This window comes from Citrobacter sp. wls829 (assembly GCF_005280825.1).
Classification (GTDB): Bacteria; Pseudomonadota; Gammaproteobacteria; order Enterobacterales; family Enterobacteriaceae; genus Citrobacter; species Citrobacter gillenii.
Genome location: NZ_SZWP01000066.1, coordinates 119,767 through 137,488, shown reverse-complemented (window position 1 = coordinate 137,488; position 17,722 = coordinate 119,767). Strand labels below are relative to the sequence as shown.

The following is a 17,722-nucleotide window of genomic DNA, read 5'->3' as shown; positions in this document are numbered from 1 at the left end:
AATTCGAGTTACGGGACAAAAGGCGTGAGCGTTTTGAACAGCGCTTGCGCTGGCCCCGTAGGGGAGAGGCCGAAAGGCCGAATCACGCGGCGACGCAGCAAATCTCCAGGAGCTTACATAAGTAAGTGACAGGGGTGAGCGAGGACAAATTCGTCGGGAACGAATTTGAACGCTGTTCACAGCGCCCGTAAGGGTGAGGCCCAGGATGGGCCGAGTTATTGCCAACACACCCGTAGCTTGAAGTATGACGAGCATATTTGGCCGTTGTAATAACCCTGCGTAATTATAACGGCTAAATAAACAACACTTAATAAAAATATTATTTGTTGTTTTGTGCGCCATAGATTTTGGAAATTATTGACGCCTTTTATAAATTCTATTTTCCTTACTCGATTCAGCCAACGCCATTCTATTTTTTGTTCTCTAATTGTCCTTTTAATGATAATCAGTTGTTAATTAATTGTTTTATTTTAGCATTGGTTATACCAATTGCCCTTCGCACTGCCCCCGCGTGCCTGCTTTCGTTATAACGTGATGTTGCAACAGGTTCTTAAAGTCAACGCGGTATATATTGCAACATATGTGACATGCACGGCAGAACCCGGTAACACAGATCCAATGATGTTTACAGTAATGTAACCTTCCCGTAAAATGCCCTCACACTTTAAACGCCACCCGGTCCCGTGGAATTGAGGTCGTTAAATGAGACTCAGGAAATACAATAAAAGTTTGGGATGGTTGTCATTAATTGCAGGCACTGCATTACTCAGTGGCTGTAATTCTGCGCTGCTTGACCCTAAAGGACAGATTGGTCTGGAACAACGTTCATTGATACTGACGGCATTTGGCCTGATGTTGATCGTCGTTATTCCTGCCATCTTGATGGCTGTTGGTTTTGCCTGGAAGTACCGTGCAAGCAATAAAGATGCGAAGTACAGCCCGAACTGGTCACACTCCAATAAAGTGGAAGCTGTGGTCTGGACGGTGCCTATCTTAATCATCATTTTCCTTGCCGTACTGACCTGGAAAACCACGCACGCGCTTGAGCCAAGCAAACCGCTGGCGCATGACGAGAAGCCCATTACCATCGAAGTGGTTTCCATGGACTGGAAATGGTTCTTCATCTATCCGGAACAGGGTATCGCTACCGTGAATGAAATCGCCTTCCCGGCGAACACTCCGGTTGAATTCAAAGTGACATCCAACTCCGTGATGAACTCCTTCTTTATCCCGCGTCTGGGTAGCCAGATTTATGCCATGGCCGGTATGCAGACTCGACTGCATCTGATCGCCAACGAAGCCGGTACTTATGATGGTATCTCCGCAAGCTACAGCGGACCAGGCTTCTCCGGTATGAAGTTCAAGGCTATCGCAACAAAGGACCGCGCCGAATTCGACCAATGGGTTGCTAAAGCTAAACAGTCCACGAACACCATGAGTGACATGGCAGCGTTCGAGAAAGTGGCTGTACCAAGCGAATACAACCAGGTGGAATATTTCTCCAACGTGAAACCGGATTTGTTTAAAGACGTTATTAACAAATTTATGGCTCACGGTAAGAGCATGGACATGGCCAAACCAGAAGGTGAGCACAGCGCACACGAAGGAATGGAAGGCATGGACATGAGCCACGCGGAATCCGCTCACTAAGGGGCCGAGGAAGAATACGATGTTCGGAAAATTGACACTGGATGCAGTCCCGTTCCATGAACCAATCGTCATGGTTACGATCGCTGCCATTATCATCGGTGGGGCGGCCTTACTGGGCCTCATTACTTACTTCGGTAAGTGGACCTACCTGTGGAAAGAGTGGCTGACTTCGGTTGACCACAAACGTCTTGGCATCATGTATGTCATCGTCGCCATCGTCATGTTGATTCGTGGCTTTGCTGACGCCATCATGATGCGTAGTCAGCAGGCGCTGGCGTCTGCAGGTGAAGCGGGCTTCCTGCCACCTCACCACTACGACCAGATCTTCACGGCTCACGGCGTGATCATGATCTTCTTCGTCGCCATGCCATTTGTTATCGGTCTGATGAACCTGGTGGTTCCGCTACAGATCGGCGCACGTGACGTTGCCTTCCCCTTCCTGAACAACCTGAGCTTCTGGTTCACCGTTGTCGGCGTTATCCTGGTTAACCTGTCTCTGGGCGTAGGTGAATTCGCACAGACCGGCTGGCTGGCCTATCCGCCGCTCTCGGGAATAGAGTACAGTCCAAGCGTCGGGGTTGATTATTGGATATGGGCGGTGCAGTTGTCCGGTATCGGTACAACCTTAACCGGTATCAACTTCTTTGTGACCATCATCAAGATGCGTGCACCGGGTATGACGATGTTCAAGATGCCGGTATTTACCTGGGCATCTCTGTGCGCCAACATCCTGATTATCGCCTCCTTCCCAATCTTGACGGTTACCGTCGCGTTGCTAACCCTGGATCGCTATCTGGGCACCCATTTCTTTACCAACGATATGGGCGGCAACATGATGATGTACATCAACCTGATTTGGGCCTGGGGCCATCCGGAAGTGTACATTCTGATTCTGCCGGTCTTCGGGGTGTTCTCCGAAATCGCAGCAACCTTCTCGCGTAAACGCCTGTTTGGCTACACCTCGCTGGTGTGGGCAACCGTGTGTATCACCGTTCTGTCGTTCGTTGTTTGGCTGCACCACTTCTTCACCATGGGTGCAGGCGCTAACGTTAACGCCTTCTTCGGTATTACCACCATGATTATCGCCATCCCTACCGGGGTGAAGATCTTCAACTGGCTGTTCACCATGTATCAGGGCCGTATCGTATTCCACTCAGCGATGCTGTGGACGATTGGCTTCATCGTGACCTTCTCAGTCGGCGGTATGACCGGCGTACTGCTGGCGGTTCCGGGTGCGGACTTCGTACTGCACAACAGCCTGTTCCTGATTGCGCACTTCCACAACGTTATCATCGGCGGCGTGGTATTTGGTTGCTTCGCCGGTATGACCTACTGGTGGCCAAAAGCGTTTGGCTACACGCTGAACGAAACCTGGGGCAAACGCGCATTCTGGTTGTGGATCATCGGCTTCTTCGTGGCATTTATGCCGCTGTATGTGCTGGGCTTTATGGGTATGACCCGTCGTCTCAGCCAGCAGATTGACCCGCAGTTCCATCCGATGCTGGTCGTTGCCGCCTGCGGTGCCGCGCTGATTGCACTGGGTATCCTGTGCCAGCTGATTCAGATCTACGTGTCTATTCGCGACCGCGAGCAGAACCGTGACCTGACCGGTGACCCGTGGGGTGGTCGTACGTTGGAGTGGGCAACCTCTTCCCCGCCTCCGTTCTACAACTTTGCCGTTGTGCCACACGTTCACGAGCGTGATGCCTTCTGGGAAATGAAAGAAAAAGGCGAAGCGTATAAGCAACCTACGCACTATGAAGAGATTCATATGCCGAAGAACAGCGGCGCCGGTATCGTCATTACCGCCTTCGCAACACTGTTTGGTTTCGCCATGATCTGGCATATCTGGTGGCTGGCAATTGCAAGCTTCGCAGGCATGATTATCAGCTGGATCGTGAAAAGCTTTGATGAAGACGTGGATTACTACGTGCCGGTCCCGGAAGTCGAAAAACTGGAAAATCAGCATTTCGATGAGATTACTAAGGCAGGGCTGAAAAATGGCAACTGATACTTTAGCGCACGCGAATGCCCACGCGCACGAACACGGGCACCACGATGCAGGTCAGAACAAAATCTTCGGATTTTGGGTCTACCTGATGAGCGACTGCATTCTGTTCTCTATTTTGTTTGCAACCTATGCCGTTCTGGTGAACGGCACCGCAGGTGGCCCAACAGGTAAGGACATTTTTGAGCTGCCGTTCGTCCTGGTAGAGACCTTCCTGCTGTTATTCAGCTCCATTACTTACGGCATGGCGGCGATCGCCATGTACAAGAACAACAAGAGCCAGGTCATTTCCTGGCTGGCGTTGACATTCTTGTTCGGTGCCGGATTCATCGGGATGGAAATCTATGAATTCCACCACCTGATTGTTAACGATATGGGCCCAGATCGTAGCGGTTTCCTGTCGGCGTTCTTCGCGCTGGTTGGTACGCACGGTCTGCACGTCACTTCCGGTCTTATCTGGATGGCGGTGCTGATGGTGCAAGTTGCCCGTCGCGGCCTGACCAGCACTAACCGTACCCGCATCATGTGCCTGAGCCTGTTCTGGCACTTCCTGGATGTGGTGTGGATCTGCGTGTTCACTGTTGTTTATCTGATGGGGGCGATGTAATGAGTCATTCAAACGTGAGCGGCGGCGCATCCCATGGCAGCGTAAAAACCTACATGACAGGTTTTATCCTGTCTATCATCCTGACGGTCATTCCGTTCTGGATGGTGATGACAGGTTCTGCCTCTCCTGCCGTTATTCTGGGGACTATCCTCATTATGGCAGTGGTACAGATACTGGTTCACCTGGTGTGCTTCCTGCACATGAATAGCAAATCTGATGAAGGTTGGAACATGACGGCCTTTGTCTTTACTGTGCTAATCATCGCCATTCTGGTTGTGGGCTCCATCTGGATTATGTGGAACCTGAACTACAACATGATGATGCACTAAGAGCGGCGATTATGATGTTTAAGCAATACCTGCAAGTAACGAAACCAGGCATCATCTTTGGCAACCTGATCTCGGTGATTGGTGGATTCCTGCTAGCCTCTAAAGGTAGCATTGATTATCCCCTGTTTATCTACACGTTGGTTGGGGTGTCACTGGTTGTGGCGTCGGGTTGTGTATTTAACAACTACATCGACAGGGATATCGACAGGAAGATGGAGAGGACCAAAAACCGTGTGCTGGTTAAAGGTCTGATTTCTCCTGCGGTCTCGCTGGTATACGCCACCTTGCTGGGTATTGCTGGCTTTATGCTGCTGTGGTTTGGCGCGAACCCTCTGGCCTGCTGGCTGGGGGTGATGGGCTTCGTGGTCTATGTTGGCGTGTACAGCCTGTACATGAAACGCCACTCGGTCTACGGTACGCTGATTGGCTCACTCTCCGGCGCTGCGCCGCCGGTGATTGGCTACTGCGCCGTGACGGGGAGCTTTGACAGCGGTGCGCTGATTCTGCTGGCGATTTTCAGCCTGTGGCAGATGCCGCACTCTTACGCCATCGCGATTTTCCGCTTTAAGGATTATCAGGCTGCCAACATTCCGGTACTGCCGGTGGTGAAAGGCATTTCGGTGGCGAAGAACCATATCACGCTGTATATCATCGCCTTTGCTATCGCCACGCTGATGCTGTCTCTGGGCGGTTACGCCGGCTACAAATATCTGGTTGTGGCGGCTGCGGTCAGCGTCTGGTGGTTAGGCATGGCGCTGCGTGGGTACAAAGTGGAAGATGACAGAGTCTGGGCGCGCAAGCTGTTCGGTTTCTCCATCATTGCCATCACCGCGCTTTCCGTGATGATGTCCGTCGACTTTATGGTGCCAAACTCGCAGAACCTGCTAACTTACGTCTGGTAAAATCTGCTTATACTATAAAGGGTGCTTCGGCACCCTTTTTTATTTGTCGTTTTGCCACGCCCTCCCCTCACAACCACAACATTTGTTAATGAAGCGCATATTTACCCCGCCCGCATACCGCTTTACACTAGGCGCGAAATTAAAACAGAGGTGGGAATGAACGATTATAAAATGACGCCCGGTGAGTTGCGCGCCACCTGGGGTTTAGGGACCGTATTCTCGTTGCGCATGCTTGGCATGTTTATGGTCCTGCCGGTTCTGACCACCTATGGTATGGCGCTGCAGGGCGCCAGCGAAGCGCTGATCGGGCTTGCCATCGGTATTTATGGTCTGGCACAAGCGGTCTTCCAGATCCCCTTCGGCTTGCTTTCCGACCGCATCGGTCGTAAACCGCTTATCGTCGGTGGGCTGGCGATATTCGTTTTCGGTAGCGTGATCGCCGCGCTCTCGGACTCTATCTGGGGAATTATACTCGGACGTGCACTGCAGGGTTCCGGGGCGATTGCCGCCGCGGTGATGGCGCTGCTGTCTGACTTAACCCGCGAACAGAACCGCACAAAAGCGATGGCGTTTATTGGCGTCAGCTTTGGTATCACCTTCGCCATTGCAATGGTGCTTGGGCCGATCGTTACCCACGCGCTGGGATTACACGCGCTGTTCTGGATGATCGCCGCACTGGCAACCACCGGCATCGTACTGACCATTTGGGTGGTTCCCAATAGCACCACCCACGTGCTGAACCGCGAATCAGGCATGGTCAAAGGCAGCTTCAGTAAAGTCCTGGCGGAGCCTAAACTGCTGAAGCTCAATTTTGGCATCATGTGCCTGCATATTTTACTGATGTCCACTTTCGTCGCCCTGCCAGGCCAGCTGGCAAAAGCGGGCTTTCCCGCCGCCGAACACTGGAAGATTTATCTGGTGACGATGCTGCTGTCCTTTGTTTCCGTGGTGCCGTTCATCATCTATGCCGAAGTAAAACGCCGGATGAAGCGGGTATTTGTGTCGTGTGTGGTGCTGATCCTGGCTGCTGAGATTGTCCTGTGGAGCGCTAACATTCGTTTCTGGGGGCTGATTGCAGGTGTTCAGCTCTTCTTCCTCGCCTTTAACCTGATGGAAGCACTTCTCCCCTCGCTCATCAGCAAAGAATCACCGGCGGGGTATAAAGGAACGGCGATGGGCGTTTACTCCACCAGCCAGTTCCTCGGCGTCGCCATCGGGGGTTCGCTGGGCGGTTGGGTGGTCGAAATGTTTGATGGTCAGGCGGTATTTTTGGCAGGCGCATTACTGGCTGCAATCTGGCTACTGGTGGCCAGCACGATGAAAGAGCCGCCGTATGTCAGCAGCCTGCGCGTGGAGATCCCCCCTGAGATCGCCGCAGATGACACACTAAAACAGCGACTGCAGGCAAAAGAAGGCGTGAGTGAGGTGTTAATTGTGGCAAAAGAGCATTCTGCCTATGTGAAAATCGACAGCAAAGTGACCAATCGATTTGAAATTGAGCAGGCGATAAGCCAGGCGTGAGGATTGCCGGATGGCGACTATCGCCTTATCCGGCCTACAAATAGCGTGTGCGATCGGTAGGCCTGATAAGCGTAGCGCCATCAGGCAGAACGGCTTAGTCGCGGAAGTTCTTGAACTGGAACGGCTGGCCGAGGTCGCCGCCACGCACCAACGCCATGACGGATTGCAGATCGTCACGCGCTTTGCCGGTCACACGAATTTCTTCGCCCTGAATCTGCGCCTGCACCTTCAGTTTGCTGTCTTTAATCAGCTTGACGATTTTCTTCTGTACCGCGCTTTCAATGCCCTGCTTCAGCTTCGCTTCCACAAACCAGGTTTTTCCGCTGTGCGTAAAGGTTTCCGGTACGTCCAGTGACGTCCCTTCAATCCCGCGCTTCAGCAGCTTGGCGCGCAAAATATCCAGCAACTGATTAACCTGGAAATCAGACTCGCTCAGCACCTTAATGGTCTTATTGGCTTCGTTCAGCTCAAAAGTGGCTTCAACGCCACGAAAATCGAAGCGTGACTCCACTTCGCGGCTCGCGTTATCGACCGCGTTACGCGCTTCCTGAAGATCAACTTCAGAGACAATATCGAAAGATGGCATCTTTTCCTCTCCCTTCGTTTTTGATGCGAAGCATAATACCTGCAAAGTTACTCAACAGACAGCGCTATACTAGGCTGTATCCCCTAATTGTACGTGCCAATGGTAGCGGCGAACAATAATGGGATGCAGACGATATGGATTAGCACCTGGTGCTGTTGCAGGTGAGGAGGATGAATGAGAATTACCGTACTGGGATGCGGAGCCTTAGGGCAGCTTTGGCTTACCGCGCTATGCAAACATGGACATGAGGTTCAAGGGTGGCTACGCGTGCCACAACCTTATTGCAGCGTGAATTTGATTGACACGGATGGGTCAGTTTTTAATGAATCCCTGACGGCAAACGATCCCGACTTTTTGGCAAAAAGCGATCTGTTACTGGTGACGCTGAAAGCCTGGCAGGTTTCTGATGCGGTAAAAAGCCTGGCAACTATTCTGCCAAAGACCACCCCAATTCTGTTGATTCACAACGGAATGGGCACCATTGATGAGCTGCAAAGCATTACGCAACCACTGTTGATAGGCACCACCACGCAGGCCGCTCGCCGTGATGGCAACATCATAATCCATGTGGCGAAAGGAACAACGCGCATCGGCCCGGCGCGTGAACAGGATGGCGATTTCAGTTATCTGGCTGAGATCCTGCAAGAGGTGCTGCCTGACGTTGCCTGGCACGACAACATCCGCGCGGAACTGTGGCGCAAGCTGGCAGTCAATTGCGTCATTAACCCACTCACCGCGCTGTGGAACTGCCAAAACGGCGAGTTACGCCAGCATCCTGAAAAAATAGCGCAGATATGCGAGGAAGTGGCGGCGGTTATCGAACGCGAAGGCCACCATACATCCGTGGATGATTTACGCTATTATGTTGAGCAAGTAATTGACAGTACGGCAGAAAATATCTCATCCATGCTGCAGGACATTCGTGCTCTGCGCCATACGGAGATTGACTACATTACCGGTTATTTGTTGAAACGCGCGCGTGCGCACGGCATCGCCGTCCCGGAAAATGCCCACCTGTTTGAAATGGTAAAGCGAAAGGAAAGTGAATATGAGCGCTCAAGCACTGGTATGTCTCGCCCCTGGTAGTGAAGAGACCGAAGCGGTCACCACTATCGACCTGCTGGTTCGAGGCGGGATCCAGGTAACAACCGCCAGCGTAGCCAGCGATGGCGACCTGACGATTGTCTGCTCGCGCGGCGTCAAGTTGCTGGCGGATGCACCGCTGGTTGAAGTCGCCGACGGCGATTACGACATTATCGTGCTGCCCGGCGGTATTAAAGGCGCAGAATGTTTTCGCGACAGCCCGCTGCTGATTGAAACCGTTAAACAGTTTCATCGCTCCGGGCGTATTGTGGCAGCTATATGTGCCACAGCCGCCACCGTGCTGGTTCCGCATGACATTTTCCCCATCGGCAATATGACCGGATTCCCGGCGCTGAAAGACAAAATCCCCGCTGAACAATGGCAGGACAAACGCGTCGTCTGGGATCCGCGCGTCAACCTGCTGACCAGCCAGGGGCCAGGAACATCGATTGATTTTGGCTTAAAAATCATTGATCTGCTGGTCAGTCGCGAAAAGGCTCATGAAGTGGCGTCACAACTGGTGATGCCCGCAGGCATTTATAACTACTACGAGTAACACTTAGGCCACTCCCTCTAAAAGGAACCGTTATGAAAGGATATCTGAGCGGAGTGGTTTTACTGCTCCTTTCCAGCACCACCGCCGCAACCCAGCTTGAAATTAAGAGCCTTGAGTACCGTTATCCCAATAGCACTGAAATGCAGTATCGCGTGCCATGGTTTTCCTCAACGGATAACCCGCAGGTTGCAAAACGCATTAACGATTATATTTTCGCAAGCTTCATCAATCGGTTACCAGGGAATAACCCGCAGGCGACAGTGAATCAGTTTGCGAAATCAGAGATGAATGCCACCGCCAACCTTGACTACACGGTCGAGTATCGCGACGCCAACGTGCTGACCCTGAATATGTTTGCCGAAGGCTGCGGGGCCTATTGCGAGTCGTATAACGTGCCGATGAGCTTCGATTTAGCCAATGGCGCGGCAATTACCCTTAACGATCTCTTTTCTCGCGCCACGATGGCCGAATTAAACACCCGCATCAGAAAAGATATCCGCAGCCAAATTGATACCTTTGTTGCCGCACAGAAATCACAAAAGTCGGAGCCAATAAAAGAGGAAGACGGTGAAGATTTGGGCTATGACGACTTCTACGCATCATGCGCCACCTACACCGACGGGTTGTACTACATCGACAAATTCTCCCTGCAAAAAGATCATCTGGCTTTCCTGAACGGACGCTGTAGCAACCACGCCAACCGCGCGGGTGATGAACTGGGCGATTTCACAACAAAAATCCCGACCGCAGATCTGCATAATCAGTTCACGCCATACGGCCAGTATCTGACTGGCGCAAAGGGTACAACACCGGTTGAGCCCGCGCCCGGCATCGACGGCAAGGTGATGTACGGCACGCTGGGAAAAAGCCTGCGTATTGTGTTGAAGGTGGACTGCAAATACGGTGATTATTTTGAAGGGGCTTACTTCTACCAGAAATTTGGCGCACCGATTGAATTAACCGGCAAGTGCGACACCGCCAACAATCAACATTATGAACTGAAGACCTCTGACGCAGAACAGGCGCAAGAGAAGATGACGCTGGAATTGAAAGACGGTGTCTATCAAGGCGTCTGGGAATCGAACGGGAAGACGCTCCCCGTTCGATTTGAATAACGCTTTCGCACAACATTGCCAGATGGCGATGTAAACACCTTATCAGGCCTACAAAGACCTACAGCTTGTAGGCCTGATAAGCGCAGCGCCATCAGGCAAAAGTCACTACGGGCGATACACTTTCACGTTTGCAAAACCCTGCTCGCGCAGATACAGCGCCTGCAGGCGGCTCATCACCCCACGTTCACACCACAGCAGCCAGGTTTTATTCTGGTCCAAATCGCCAAAGTGGGTGCTCAGCTTGTAGAACGGCAGCGAAACCACGTCCACGCCTTCCACTTTCAGCGGCTTATCATCCTGTTCATCCACAGAGCGGATGTCCAGAATCACGTCGTTGGGGCCAAAACCGCTCACGGTTTCAACTTCCACCACGGCCTGCTCGGTCTGCTGAGCGATATCGCGGATATCGATATTATTGGCTTCTTCCACCACTTTATCGAGGATGGCAAAATCGAAGTTTTGTTCTTCGGCTTCAATCTTCGCTTTAATGGCTTTTACCGTCGGGCTTTTTGAGATCACACCGCAGTACTCCGGCATGGTTCGAGCAAAGTCTTCGGTACCAATTTCACGCGCCAGATTAATGATGTGTTCTTTATCGTGCGAGATCAGCGGACGCAGGATCAGCGTGTCGGAGACGTTGTCGATCAAACGCAGGTTAGTCAGCGTCTGGCTGGATACCTGCCCAAGCGCTTCACCGGTCACCAGCGCCTGGACGCCGTAGCGCTCGGCCACTTTAGACGCCGCGCGAACCATCATGCGCTTGAGGACCACGCCCATCTGGCCATCGTCAACTTTCTCGAGGATCTCACCCACCACCGGTTCAAAGTTGATGGCGACAAAACGTACGCGATGCGAACTCCCGAAGCGGTTCCACAGGTAATGCGCCACCTGACGAACACCGATTTCGTGCGCCGCACCACCGAGGTTAAAGAAGCAGTAGTGCACGCGACAGCCGCGACGCATCAACATATAGCTGGAAACGCCAGAGTCAAAACCGCCGGAAATCAGCGACAGCACGTCTTCCTGGGTGCCAATCGGATAGCCGCCAATACCTTCGTAGCGACCTTTCACCAGCAGCAGTCGGTCGTTTTCGATTTCAAGATTGACGGTCACATCAGGTTTGGTCAGCTTCACGCGCGCGGATTCAATATGTTGATTCAGCCCACCGCCAACATAACGTTCCACTTCAATGGAGCTAAACTCATGCTTACCACGGCGCTTCACGCGCACGCAGAAGGTTTTGCCTTCCAGTTGATCGCGGTACTGCACCAGCGCTTTCTCGAAGATATCGTGCATATCGGTAAACGGCACGTCTTCCACTTCGAGAATATGGTGGATACCCGGAATGCGGGTCAGCGCGTCACGAATATCCAGACGCTGGGTTTCATCTTTGGCGCGAACCTCAACATGGTCCCAGTGGCGGACGACAGCAAGGTCTTCATCATAGTGTTTTAAAACGTTACGGATGTTCCCTGTCAGAATTTTTATAAAGCGCAAACGCACAGATTGGCTTTTGATGGTGATTTCTGGGAACAATTTAATGATAAACTTCATGGCGGCAATGGTTCTTTGGCAAGCATCAAAGGCTTGTATTGGGGAATAATACAGCAGCCCATACCTGCGGCTGCATCCAGGCGCGGAAGTATACCACTACGCGAGCTTCCTGTGCACATTGCGCATTATTTGATAATTGCTCTAAGTCCGTTACCATGGCTTGGGCTGAAAATATTGAGAGTCAGACATTCATTATGCCGAAGAAAAATGAAGCGCCCGCCAGCTTTGAAACAGCGCTGAGCGAGCTGGAACAGATTGTTACCCGTCTGGAAAGCGGCGACCTGCCGCTGGAAGAGGCGCTGAACGAATTCGAACGTGGCGTACAGCTGGCGCGTCAGGGACAGGTTAAGTTGCAACAGGCTGAACAGCGCGTGCAAATCCTGCTGTCTGAGACGGAAGATGCCGCCCTCACGCCTTTTACACCGGATAATGAGTAAATGGATTTTACGCAGCAGCTACAGGCTTGCGTTGAGCAGGCCAACCAGGCACTGAGCCGTTTTATCGCGCCATTGCCCTTTCAGAACACTCCCGTGGTCGAGACCATGCAGTATGGCGCATTATTAGGCGGTAAACGTCTGCGCCCATTCCTGGTATACGCAACCGGTCAGATGTTTGGCGTCAGCCTGAGTACGCTCGACGCTCCCGCCGCGGCGGTTGAGTGCATCCATGCTTATTCGCTGATGCACGATGATTTACCCGCGATGGACGACGACGATCTGCGACGCGGCCTGCCGACCTGCCACGTTAAGTTTGGCGAGGCGAATGCGATTTTAGCGGGTGATGCGCTGCAAACGCTGGCGTTTTCCATTATCAGTGACGCCCCCATGCCGGAGGTCGCCGACCGTGACCGCATCGCCATGATCTCTGAACTGGCTCAGGCCAGCGGTATTGCCGGCATGTGCGGCGGTCAGGCGCTGGATCTGGCAGCTGAAGGCCTCCAGGTTGAGCTGGAGGCGCTGGAGAAAATCCATCGCCATAAAACCGGGGCCTTGATTCGCGCCGCCGTGCGTCTGGGGGCATTAAGTGCCGGAGACCAAGGCCGAAACGTCCTGCCGATACTCGACAAGTACGCCGAAAGCATCGGTCTGGCGTTCCAGGTTCAGGATGACATACTGGATGTGGTAGGCGATACTGCAACATTGGGTAAACGTCAGGGTGCCGACCAGCAGCTTGGCAAAAGTACCTATCCTGCACTTCTGGGTCTTGAGCAAGCCCGGAATAAAGCCCGGGATTTAATCGAGGATGCCCGCCAGTCACTCAGTCTGCTGGCCGCACAGTCACTCGATACCTCGGCACTGGAAGCGCTAGCGGACTACATAATCCAGCGTGATAAATAAACCAACATATCCGATGAGCTTGCGATGAGTTTTGATATAGCCAAATACCCGACCCTGGCGCTGGTCGACTCCACCCAGGAGTTACGCCTGCTGCCAAAAGAGAGCCTGCCCAAGCTTTGCGACGAACTGCGCCGCTATTTGCTCGACAGCGTGAGCCGTTCCAGCGGGCATTTTGCCTCCGGTCTGGGCACGGTGGAGCTGACCGTCGCGCTGCACTACGTCTACAACACCCCGTTTGACCAGTTAATCTGGGATGTGGGACATCAGGCGTACCCGCACAAAATTCTGACGGGGCGCCGCGATAAAATCGGCACCATCCGCCAAAAAGGTGGCCTGCATCCGTTCCCCTGGCGTGGCGAGAGCGAGTATGACGTTTTAAGCGTCGGACACTCCTCCACCTCCATCAGCGCCGGTATTGGCATTGCAGTTGCCGCCGAGAAAGAAGGCAAAGAACGCCGTACCGTTTGCGTGATTGGCGACGGTGCCATCACTGCCGGCATGGCGTTTGAAGCCATGAACCACGCGGGCGATATTAAGCCCGACATGCTGGTTATCCTGAACGACAACGAAATGTCGATTTCAGAAAACGTCGGCGCGCTGAACAACCACCTGGCACAACTGCTCTCCGGCAAACTGTATTCCTCATTGCGTGAAGGCGGGAAGAAAGTCTTCTCCGGCGTGCCGCCGATAAAAGAGCTGCTTAAACGTACCGAAGAACACATTAAAGGTATGGTAGTGCCGGGTACGCTGTTTGAAGAATTGGGCTTTAACTACATCGGCCCGGTAGACGGTCACGACGTGCTGGGACTGATCACCACGCTGAAGAACATGCGCGACCTGAAAGGCCCGCAGTTCCTGCACATCATGACCAAAAAAGGTCGTGGCTATGAGCCTGCAGAAAAAGACCCAATCACGTTCCATGCGGTACCCAAATTCGATCCGTCCAGCGGATGTCTGCCGAAAAGCAGCGGCGGCCTGCCGAGCTACTCCAAAATCTTCGGCGACTGGCTGTGCGAAACGGCGGCCAAAGACAACAAGCTGATGGCGATCACCCCGGCCATGCGTGAAGGTTCCGGTATGGTGGAGTTTTCGCGTAAATTCCCGGACCGCTACTTCGACGTGGCGATTGCCGAGCAGCATGCGGTGACCTTTGCTGCCGGACTGGCAATTGGCGGCTATAAGCCGGTGGTCGCGATTTATTCCACCTTCCTGCAACGCGCCTACGATCAGGTGCTGCATGATGTCGCCATTCAGAAACTGCCGGTCCTGTTCGCCGTGGATCGCGCGGGGATCGTGGGCGCAGATGGACAAACCCACCAGGGCGCGTTCGATCTTTCTTTCCTGCGCTGCATCCCGGAGATGGTCATTATGACCCCGAGCGATGAAAACGAATGCCGCCAGATGCTGTTTACCGGTTATCACTACACTAACGGCCCGGCCGTGGTACGCTACCCGCGCGGTAATGCGGTTGGTGTTGAGCTGACCCCGCTGGAAAAATTACCTATTGGTAAAGGCATCGTGAAGCGTCACGGGACAAAAGTGGCAATCCTTAACTTCGGCACCCTGATGCCAGAAGCCGCTCAGGTTGCGGAATCGCTGAACGCCACGTTGGTCGATATGCGCTTTGTCAAACCACTGGACGAAACGTTGATTCTGGAGATGGCGGCCCGTCACGAGGTGCTGGTTACGCTGGAAGAAAACGCCATTATGGGCGGCGCGGGCAGCGGTGTAAACGAAGTGCTGATGGCGCATCGTAAGCCGGTTCCGGTGCTTAACATTGGTCTGCCTGACTTCTTCATCCCACAGGGGACACAGGACGAAGCGCGCGCCGATCTCGGTCTTGATGCCGCCGGCATTGAGGCCAAAATCAAGGCCTGGCTGGCATAATCCCCTCCCCGCTCCTGCTATGCTTAATGATTAACACGCTAAGCAGGAGCGGAATATGCAATACAACCTCTTAGGAAAAACTGACCTTCGGGTTTCTCGCCTTTGTCTGGGCTGCATGACGTTTGGCGAACCCAATCGCGGCAACCACGCCTGGACGCTGCCGGAAGAAAGCAGTCGCCCAATTATCAAACATGCTCTTGAAGGCGGTATTAACTTTTTTGATACTGCCAATAGTTACTCCGCTGGCAGCAGCGAAGAAATTGTCGGTCGCGCCCTGCGTGACTTCGCCCGCCGCGACGAGGTGGTGGTCGCCACAAAAGTATTTCACCAGGTAGATGATTTAGCGGAAGGGTTATCCCGGGCGCAAATCCTGCGTTCTATCGACGACAGCCTGACTCGCCTTGGCATGGACTATGTCGATATCCTGCAAATTCACCGCTGGGATTACAACACGCCTATCGAAGAAACCCTGGAAGCGCTCAACGACGTGGTGAAGTCCGGCAAAGCACGCTATATCGGCGCCTCTTCGATGCACGCCTCCCAGTTTGCGCAGGCGCTGGCCTTGCAGAAACAACACGGCTGGGCACAGTTTGTCAGCATGCAGGATCACTACAACCTTATCTACCGTGAAGAAGAACGCGACATGCTGCCGCTGTGCTACCAGGAAGGCGTGGCGGTGATCCCGTGGAGCCCACTGGCACGGGGACGTCTGACGCGCCCCTGGGGAGAAACGACCGCGCGTGTCGTGTCGGATGAAGTCGGAAAAAATCTGTACCGCGAGAGTGATGAAAACGACGCGAGAATAGCGGAACGGTTAACCGGGGTGAGTGAGGAAATCGGCGCTTCGCGCGCGCAGGTAGCGCTGGCGTGGCTGCTGAGCAAACCGGGCGTCGCTGCGCCCATAATTGGCGCCTCGCGCGAAGAACAGCTGGATGAGTTGCTCAACGCGGTCGATTTAACGCTAAAACCGGAACAGATTGCCGAACTGGAAATGCCGTACAAACAGCATCCGGTGGTGGGATTTAAATAATCTGGTATTGCCCGATGGCGCTGTGCTTATCGGGCCTACAACATAACCCTGGTAAGGGTTAAATAATGCCAAGCGGCCAGTGATGCCCGATAAAATAGAGGATCCCTGCGGAAAGTATCCCCGCCACAATATCGTCGATCATAATCCCCGTACCGCCATGCACGTTACGATCGAACCAGCGGATCGGCCAGGGCTTCCACATATCCAGAATGCGGAAAATCACAAATCCGGCGGCGACCCACTGCCAGTCGAGTGTCGGCAGAGCCATCAGGGTTATCCACATCCCGACAAACTCATCCCAGACGATACTACCGTGATCGTGTACACCCATATCTTTCGCCGTTTGATGGCACAGATAGACACCGATACAAATAGCCAGCATGACGACCAGTGAATACAGCTGCCACGGCAGAAACGTCATCAAATACCAAAATGGGATCGCCGCCAGCGATCCCATGGTACCGGGTATAATTGGACTTAATCCGCTGCCGAATCCGGTGGCCAACAGGTGCCACGGATTACGCATACTCAAACGGCTTTTTGCGACATCTTTTTTAAGGCGCAGCAAAATGGTCATATCCTTTCCAGTCAAACGTGACAGGCTTACCGTCACGCGTAAAGTGCATCCCTTCCACGTCCGCACTCATCTGCCCAATGCAGGTAAATGATACGCCAAGATGCCCCAGCGCGACGTCCAGTGCACCACGGTTTATTTCCGGTACGGTAAAGCATAACTCATAATCTTCACCACCTGAGAGCGCCCAGCGCAGCGCCTGCTCCGGCTCAACGTGCTGAGATAATGCCGTGGAATACGGTAACGCATCGACATTAACGCGCACGCCGCAACCGCTGGCATTAACGATATGTCCGAGATCGGAAATCAGACCGTCGGAAAGATCGATAGCCGCACTGGCCAGGTCGCGCAGGGCCTGCCCCTGTAAAATTCTCGGCGTGGGACGCAGGTGACGTTTAAGCAGATACTCCGCGTCTTTGGCATCTGTTACCTGCAATCGGTTTTGCAGAATAGCCAAACCGGCAGCACTGTCGCCCGGCGTACCGGTAACGTAAATCCAGTCACCCGGCTTCGCACCCGAGCGTTTTAAGGCTCGCCCGACCGGGACGTAGCCATGGATACCCAACGTCATCGACAGTGGCCCACGCGTGGTATCACCGCCAATCAGCTGCATATCATAGTAATTAAGGAGTTCAAACAGGCTGTCACTGAAGGCTTCGAGCCAGGATTCATCAACGTCAGGTAACGTGAGCGCCAGCGTCAGCCATGCCGGGTCAGCTCCCATCGCCGCCAGATCGCTTAAATTAACCGCCAGCGCTTTCCAGGCCAGGTCCGTTGGATCAATATCGGGAAGGAAGTGATTGCCTGCCACCAGCGTGTCGGTGCTGATCGCCAGCGTTTGTTTTTCAGGGATGTTCAGGAGTGCGCAATCGTCACCAATGCCGGTTTCGACGTCAAGACGAGAGCTTCTAACACGGTCAAAATAACGGGCAATCAGGGAGAATTCGCCACATGCCATACGTTATGCCTCAGCAGGAAAAAAG

At 53.3% G+C, this 17,722-nt stretch carries 17 protein-coding genes; 13 read left to right on the top strand and 4 right to left on the bottom strand.

The genetic code is table 11. The features are described from left to right. The first annotated feature begins 702 nt into the window (after positions 1 to 702). The 6 genes from cyoA to FDW88_RS13355 all read left to right on the top strand — a co-directional run bounded on the left by cyoA (position 703) and on the right by FDW88_RS13355 (position 7,017). The gene (gene cyoA / locus FDW88_RS13380) at positions 703 to 1,650 is read left to right on the top strand and encodes a cytochrome o ubiquinol oxidase subunit II (RefSeq protein ID WP_115259235.1); all 948 of its coding nucleotides are present in this window, start codon (positions 703 to 705) and stop codon (positions 1,648 to 1,650) included. A gap of 19 nt (positions 1,651 to 1,669) precedes the next feature. Next, entirely contained in the window at positions 1,670 to 3,661 is a 1,992-nt protein-coding gene (gene cyoB / locus FDW88_RS13375; RefSeq protein ID WP_096758070.1) for a cytochrome o ubiquinol oxidase subunit I, read from the top strand. Further along, the gene (locus tag FDW88_RS13370; RefSeq protein ID WP_096758071.1) at positions 3,651 to 4,265 is read left to right on the top strand and encodes a cytochrome o ubiquinol oxidase subunit III; all 615 of its coding nucleotides are present in this window, start codon (positions 3,651 to 3,653) and stop codon (positions 4,263 to 4,265) included. The genes cyoB and FDW88_RS13370 overlap by 11 nt, the downstream gene beginning before the upstream one ends. Beyond that, on the top strand, positions 4,265 to 4,594 hold the full coding sequence (locus tag FDW88_RS13365; protein ID WP_096758072.1) for a cytochrome o ubiquinol oxidase subunit IV: 330 nt from the start codon (positions 4,265 to 4,267) through the stop codon (positions 4,592 to 4,594). Before FDW88_RS13370 ends, FDW88_RS13365 begins: the two co-directional genes overlap by 1 nt. An 11-nt stretch (positions 4,595 to 4,605) precedes the next feature. Next, positions 4,606 to 5,496, top strand: a complete 891-nt coding sequence (cyoE, locus tag FDW88_RS13360; RefSeq protein ID WP_096758073.1) for a heme o synthase — start codon at positions 4,606 to 4,608, stop codon at positions 5,494 to 5,496. A gap of 156 nt (positions 5,497 to 5,652) precedes the next feature. After that, the gene (locus FDW88_RS13355) at positions 5,653 to 7,017 is read left to right on the top strand and encodes an MFS transporter (protein ID WP_115259237.1); all 1,365 of its coding nucleotides are present in this window, start codon (positions 5,653 to 5,655) and stop codon (positions 7,015 to 7,017) included. Positions 7,018 to 7,111: 94 nt separating this feature from the next. Here FDW88_RS13355 and FDW88_RS13350 read toward each other — a convergent pair whose 3' ends face one another. Continuing rightward, the gene (locus FDW88_RS13350) at positions 7,112 to 7,603 is read right to left on the bottom strand and encodes a YajQ family cyclic di-GMP-binding protein (RefSeq protein WP_096758076.1); all 492 of its coding nucleotides are present in this window, start codon (positions 7,601 to 7,603) and stop codon (positions 7,112 to 7,114) included. Positions 7,604 to 7,777: 174 nt separating this feature from the next. Here FDW88_RS13350 and panE point away from each other — a divergent pair, with 174 nt between their 5' ends. The 3 genes from panE to FDW88_RS13335 are packed head-to-tail and all read left to right on the top strand — an operon-like array spanning position 7,778 to position 10,357. After that, positions 7,778 to 8,689, top strand: a complete 912-nt coding sequence (gene panE, locus FDW88_RS13345; RefSeq protein ID WP_117342117.1) for a 2-dehydropantoate 2-reductase — start codon at positions 7,778 to 7,780, stop codon at positions 8,687 to 8,689. Continuing rightward, positions 8,652 to 9,242 (top strand): protein deglycase YajL, encoded by a 591-nt coding sequence (yajL, locus tag FDW88_RS13340; protein ID WP_117342116.1) that lies wholly within the window; start codon positions 8,652 to 8,654, stop codon positions 9,240 to 9,242. Before panE ends, yajL begins: the two co-directional genes overlap by 38 nt. Positions 9,243 to 9,274: 32 nt before the next feature. Then, the gene (locus FDW88_RS13335) at positions 9,275 to 10,357 is read left to right on the top strand and encodes a hypothetical protein (protein WP_117342115.1); all 1,083 of its coding nucleotides are present in this window, start codon (positions 9,275 to 9,277) and stop codon (positions 10,355 to 10,357) included. Positions 10,358 to 10,462: 105 nt separating this feature from the next. Here the strand turns inward: FDW88_RS13335 and thiI are convergent, their stop codons facing one another. Then, positions 10,463 to 11,911, bottom strand: coding sequence for a tRNA uracil 4-sulfurtransferase ThiI (gene thiI / locus FDW88_RS13330; RefSeq protein WP_135912466.1), 1,449 nt, complete (start codon positions 11,909 to 11,911; stop codon positions 10,463 to 10,465). A 194-nt stretch (positions 11,912 to 12,105) separates the two neighbouring features. Here thiI and xseB point away from each other — a divergent pair, with 194 nt between their 5' ends. From xseB to FDW88_RS13310, 4 genes are read left to right on the top strand one after another with little or no spacing between them, the layout of a single operon-like run. Then, positions 12,106 to 12,348: an exodeoxyribonuclease VII small subunit gene (xseB, locus tag FDW88_RS13325; protein WP_096759458.1), complete on the top strand. Its 243-nt coding sequence runs from the start codon at positions 12,106 to 12,108 to the stop codon at positions 12,346 to 12,348. Continuing rightward, positions 12,349 to 13,248: a (2E,6E)-farnesyl diphosphate synthase gene (ispA, locus tag FDW88_RS13320; protein WP_115259240.1), complete on the top strand. Its 900-nt coding sequence runs from the start codon at positions 12,349 to 12,351 to the stop codon at positions 13,246 to 13,248. It begins immediately after the preceding gene. A 24-nt stretch (positions 13,249 to 13,272) separates the two neighbouring features. After that, positions 13,273 to 15,135: a 1-deoxy-D-xylulose-5-phosphate synthase gene (gene dxs / locus FDW88_RS13315; protein ID WP_115259241.1), complete on the top strand. Its 1,863-nt coding sequence runs from the start codon at positions 13,273 to 13,275 to the stop codon at positions 15,133 to 15,135. A gap of 55 nt (positions 15,136 to 15,190) precedes the next feature. Beyond that, a complete protein-coding gene (locus FDW88_RS13310; RefSeq protein WP_137362731.1) occupies positions 15,191 to 16,165 on the top strand; it encodes an aldo/keto reductase in 975 nt (324 codons plus the stop codon). Between the two features lie 58 nt (positions 16,166 to 16,223). Here the strand turns inward: FDW88_RS13310 and pgpA are convergent, their stop codons facing one another. Beyond that, entirely contained in the window at positions 16,224 to 16,742 is a 519-nt protein-coding gene (pgpA, locus tag FDW88_RS13305) for a phosphatidylglycerophosphatase A (RefSeq protein WP_096758084.1), read from the bottom strand. Next, positions 16,720 to 17,697: a thiamine-phosphate kinase gene (thiL, locus tag FDW88_RS13300; protein ID WP_135912468.1), complete on the bottom strand. Its 978-nt coding sequence runs from the start codon at positions 17,695 to 17,697 to the stop codon at positions 16,720 to 16,722. Before thiL ends, pgpA begins: the two co-directional genes overlap by 23 nt. Positions 17,698 to 17,722 lie beyond the last annotated feature (25 nt).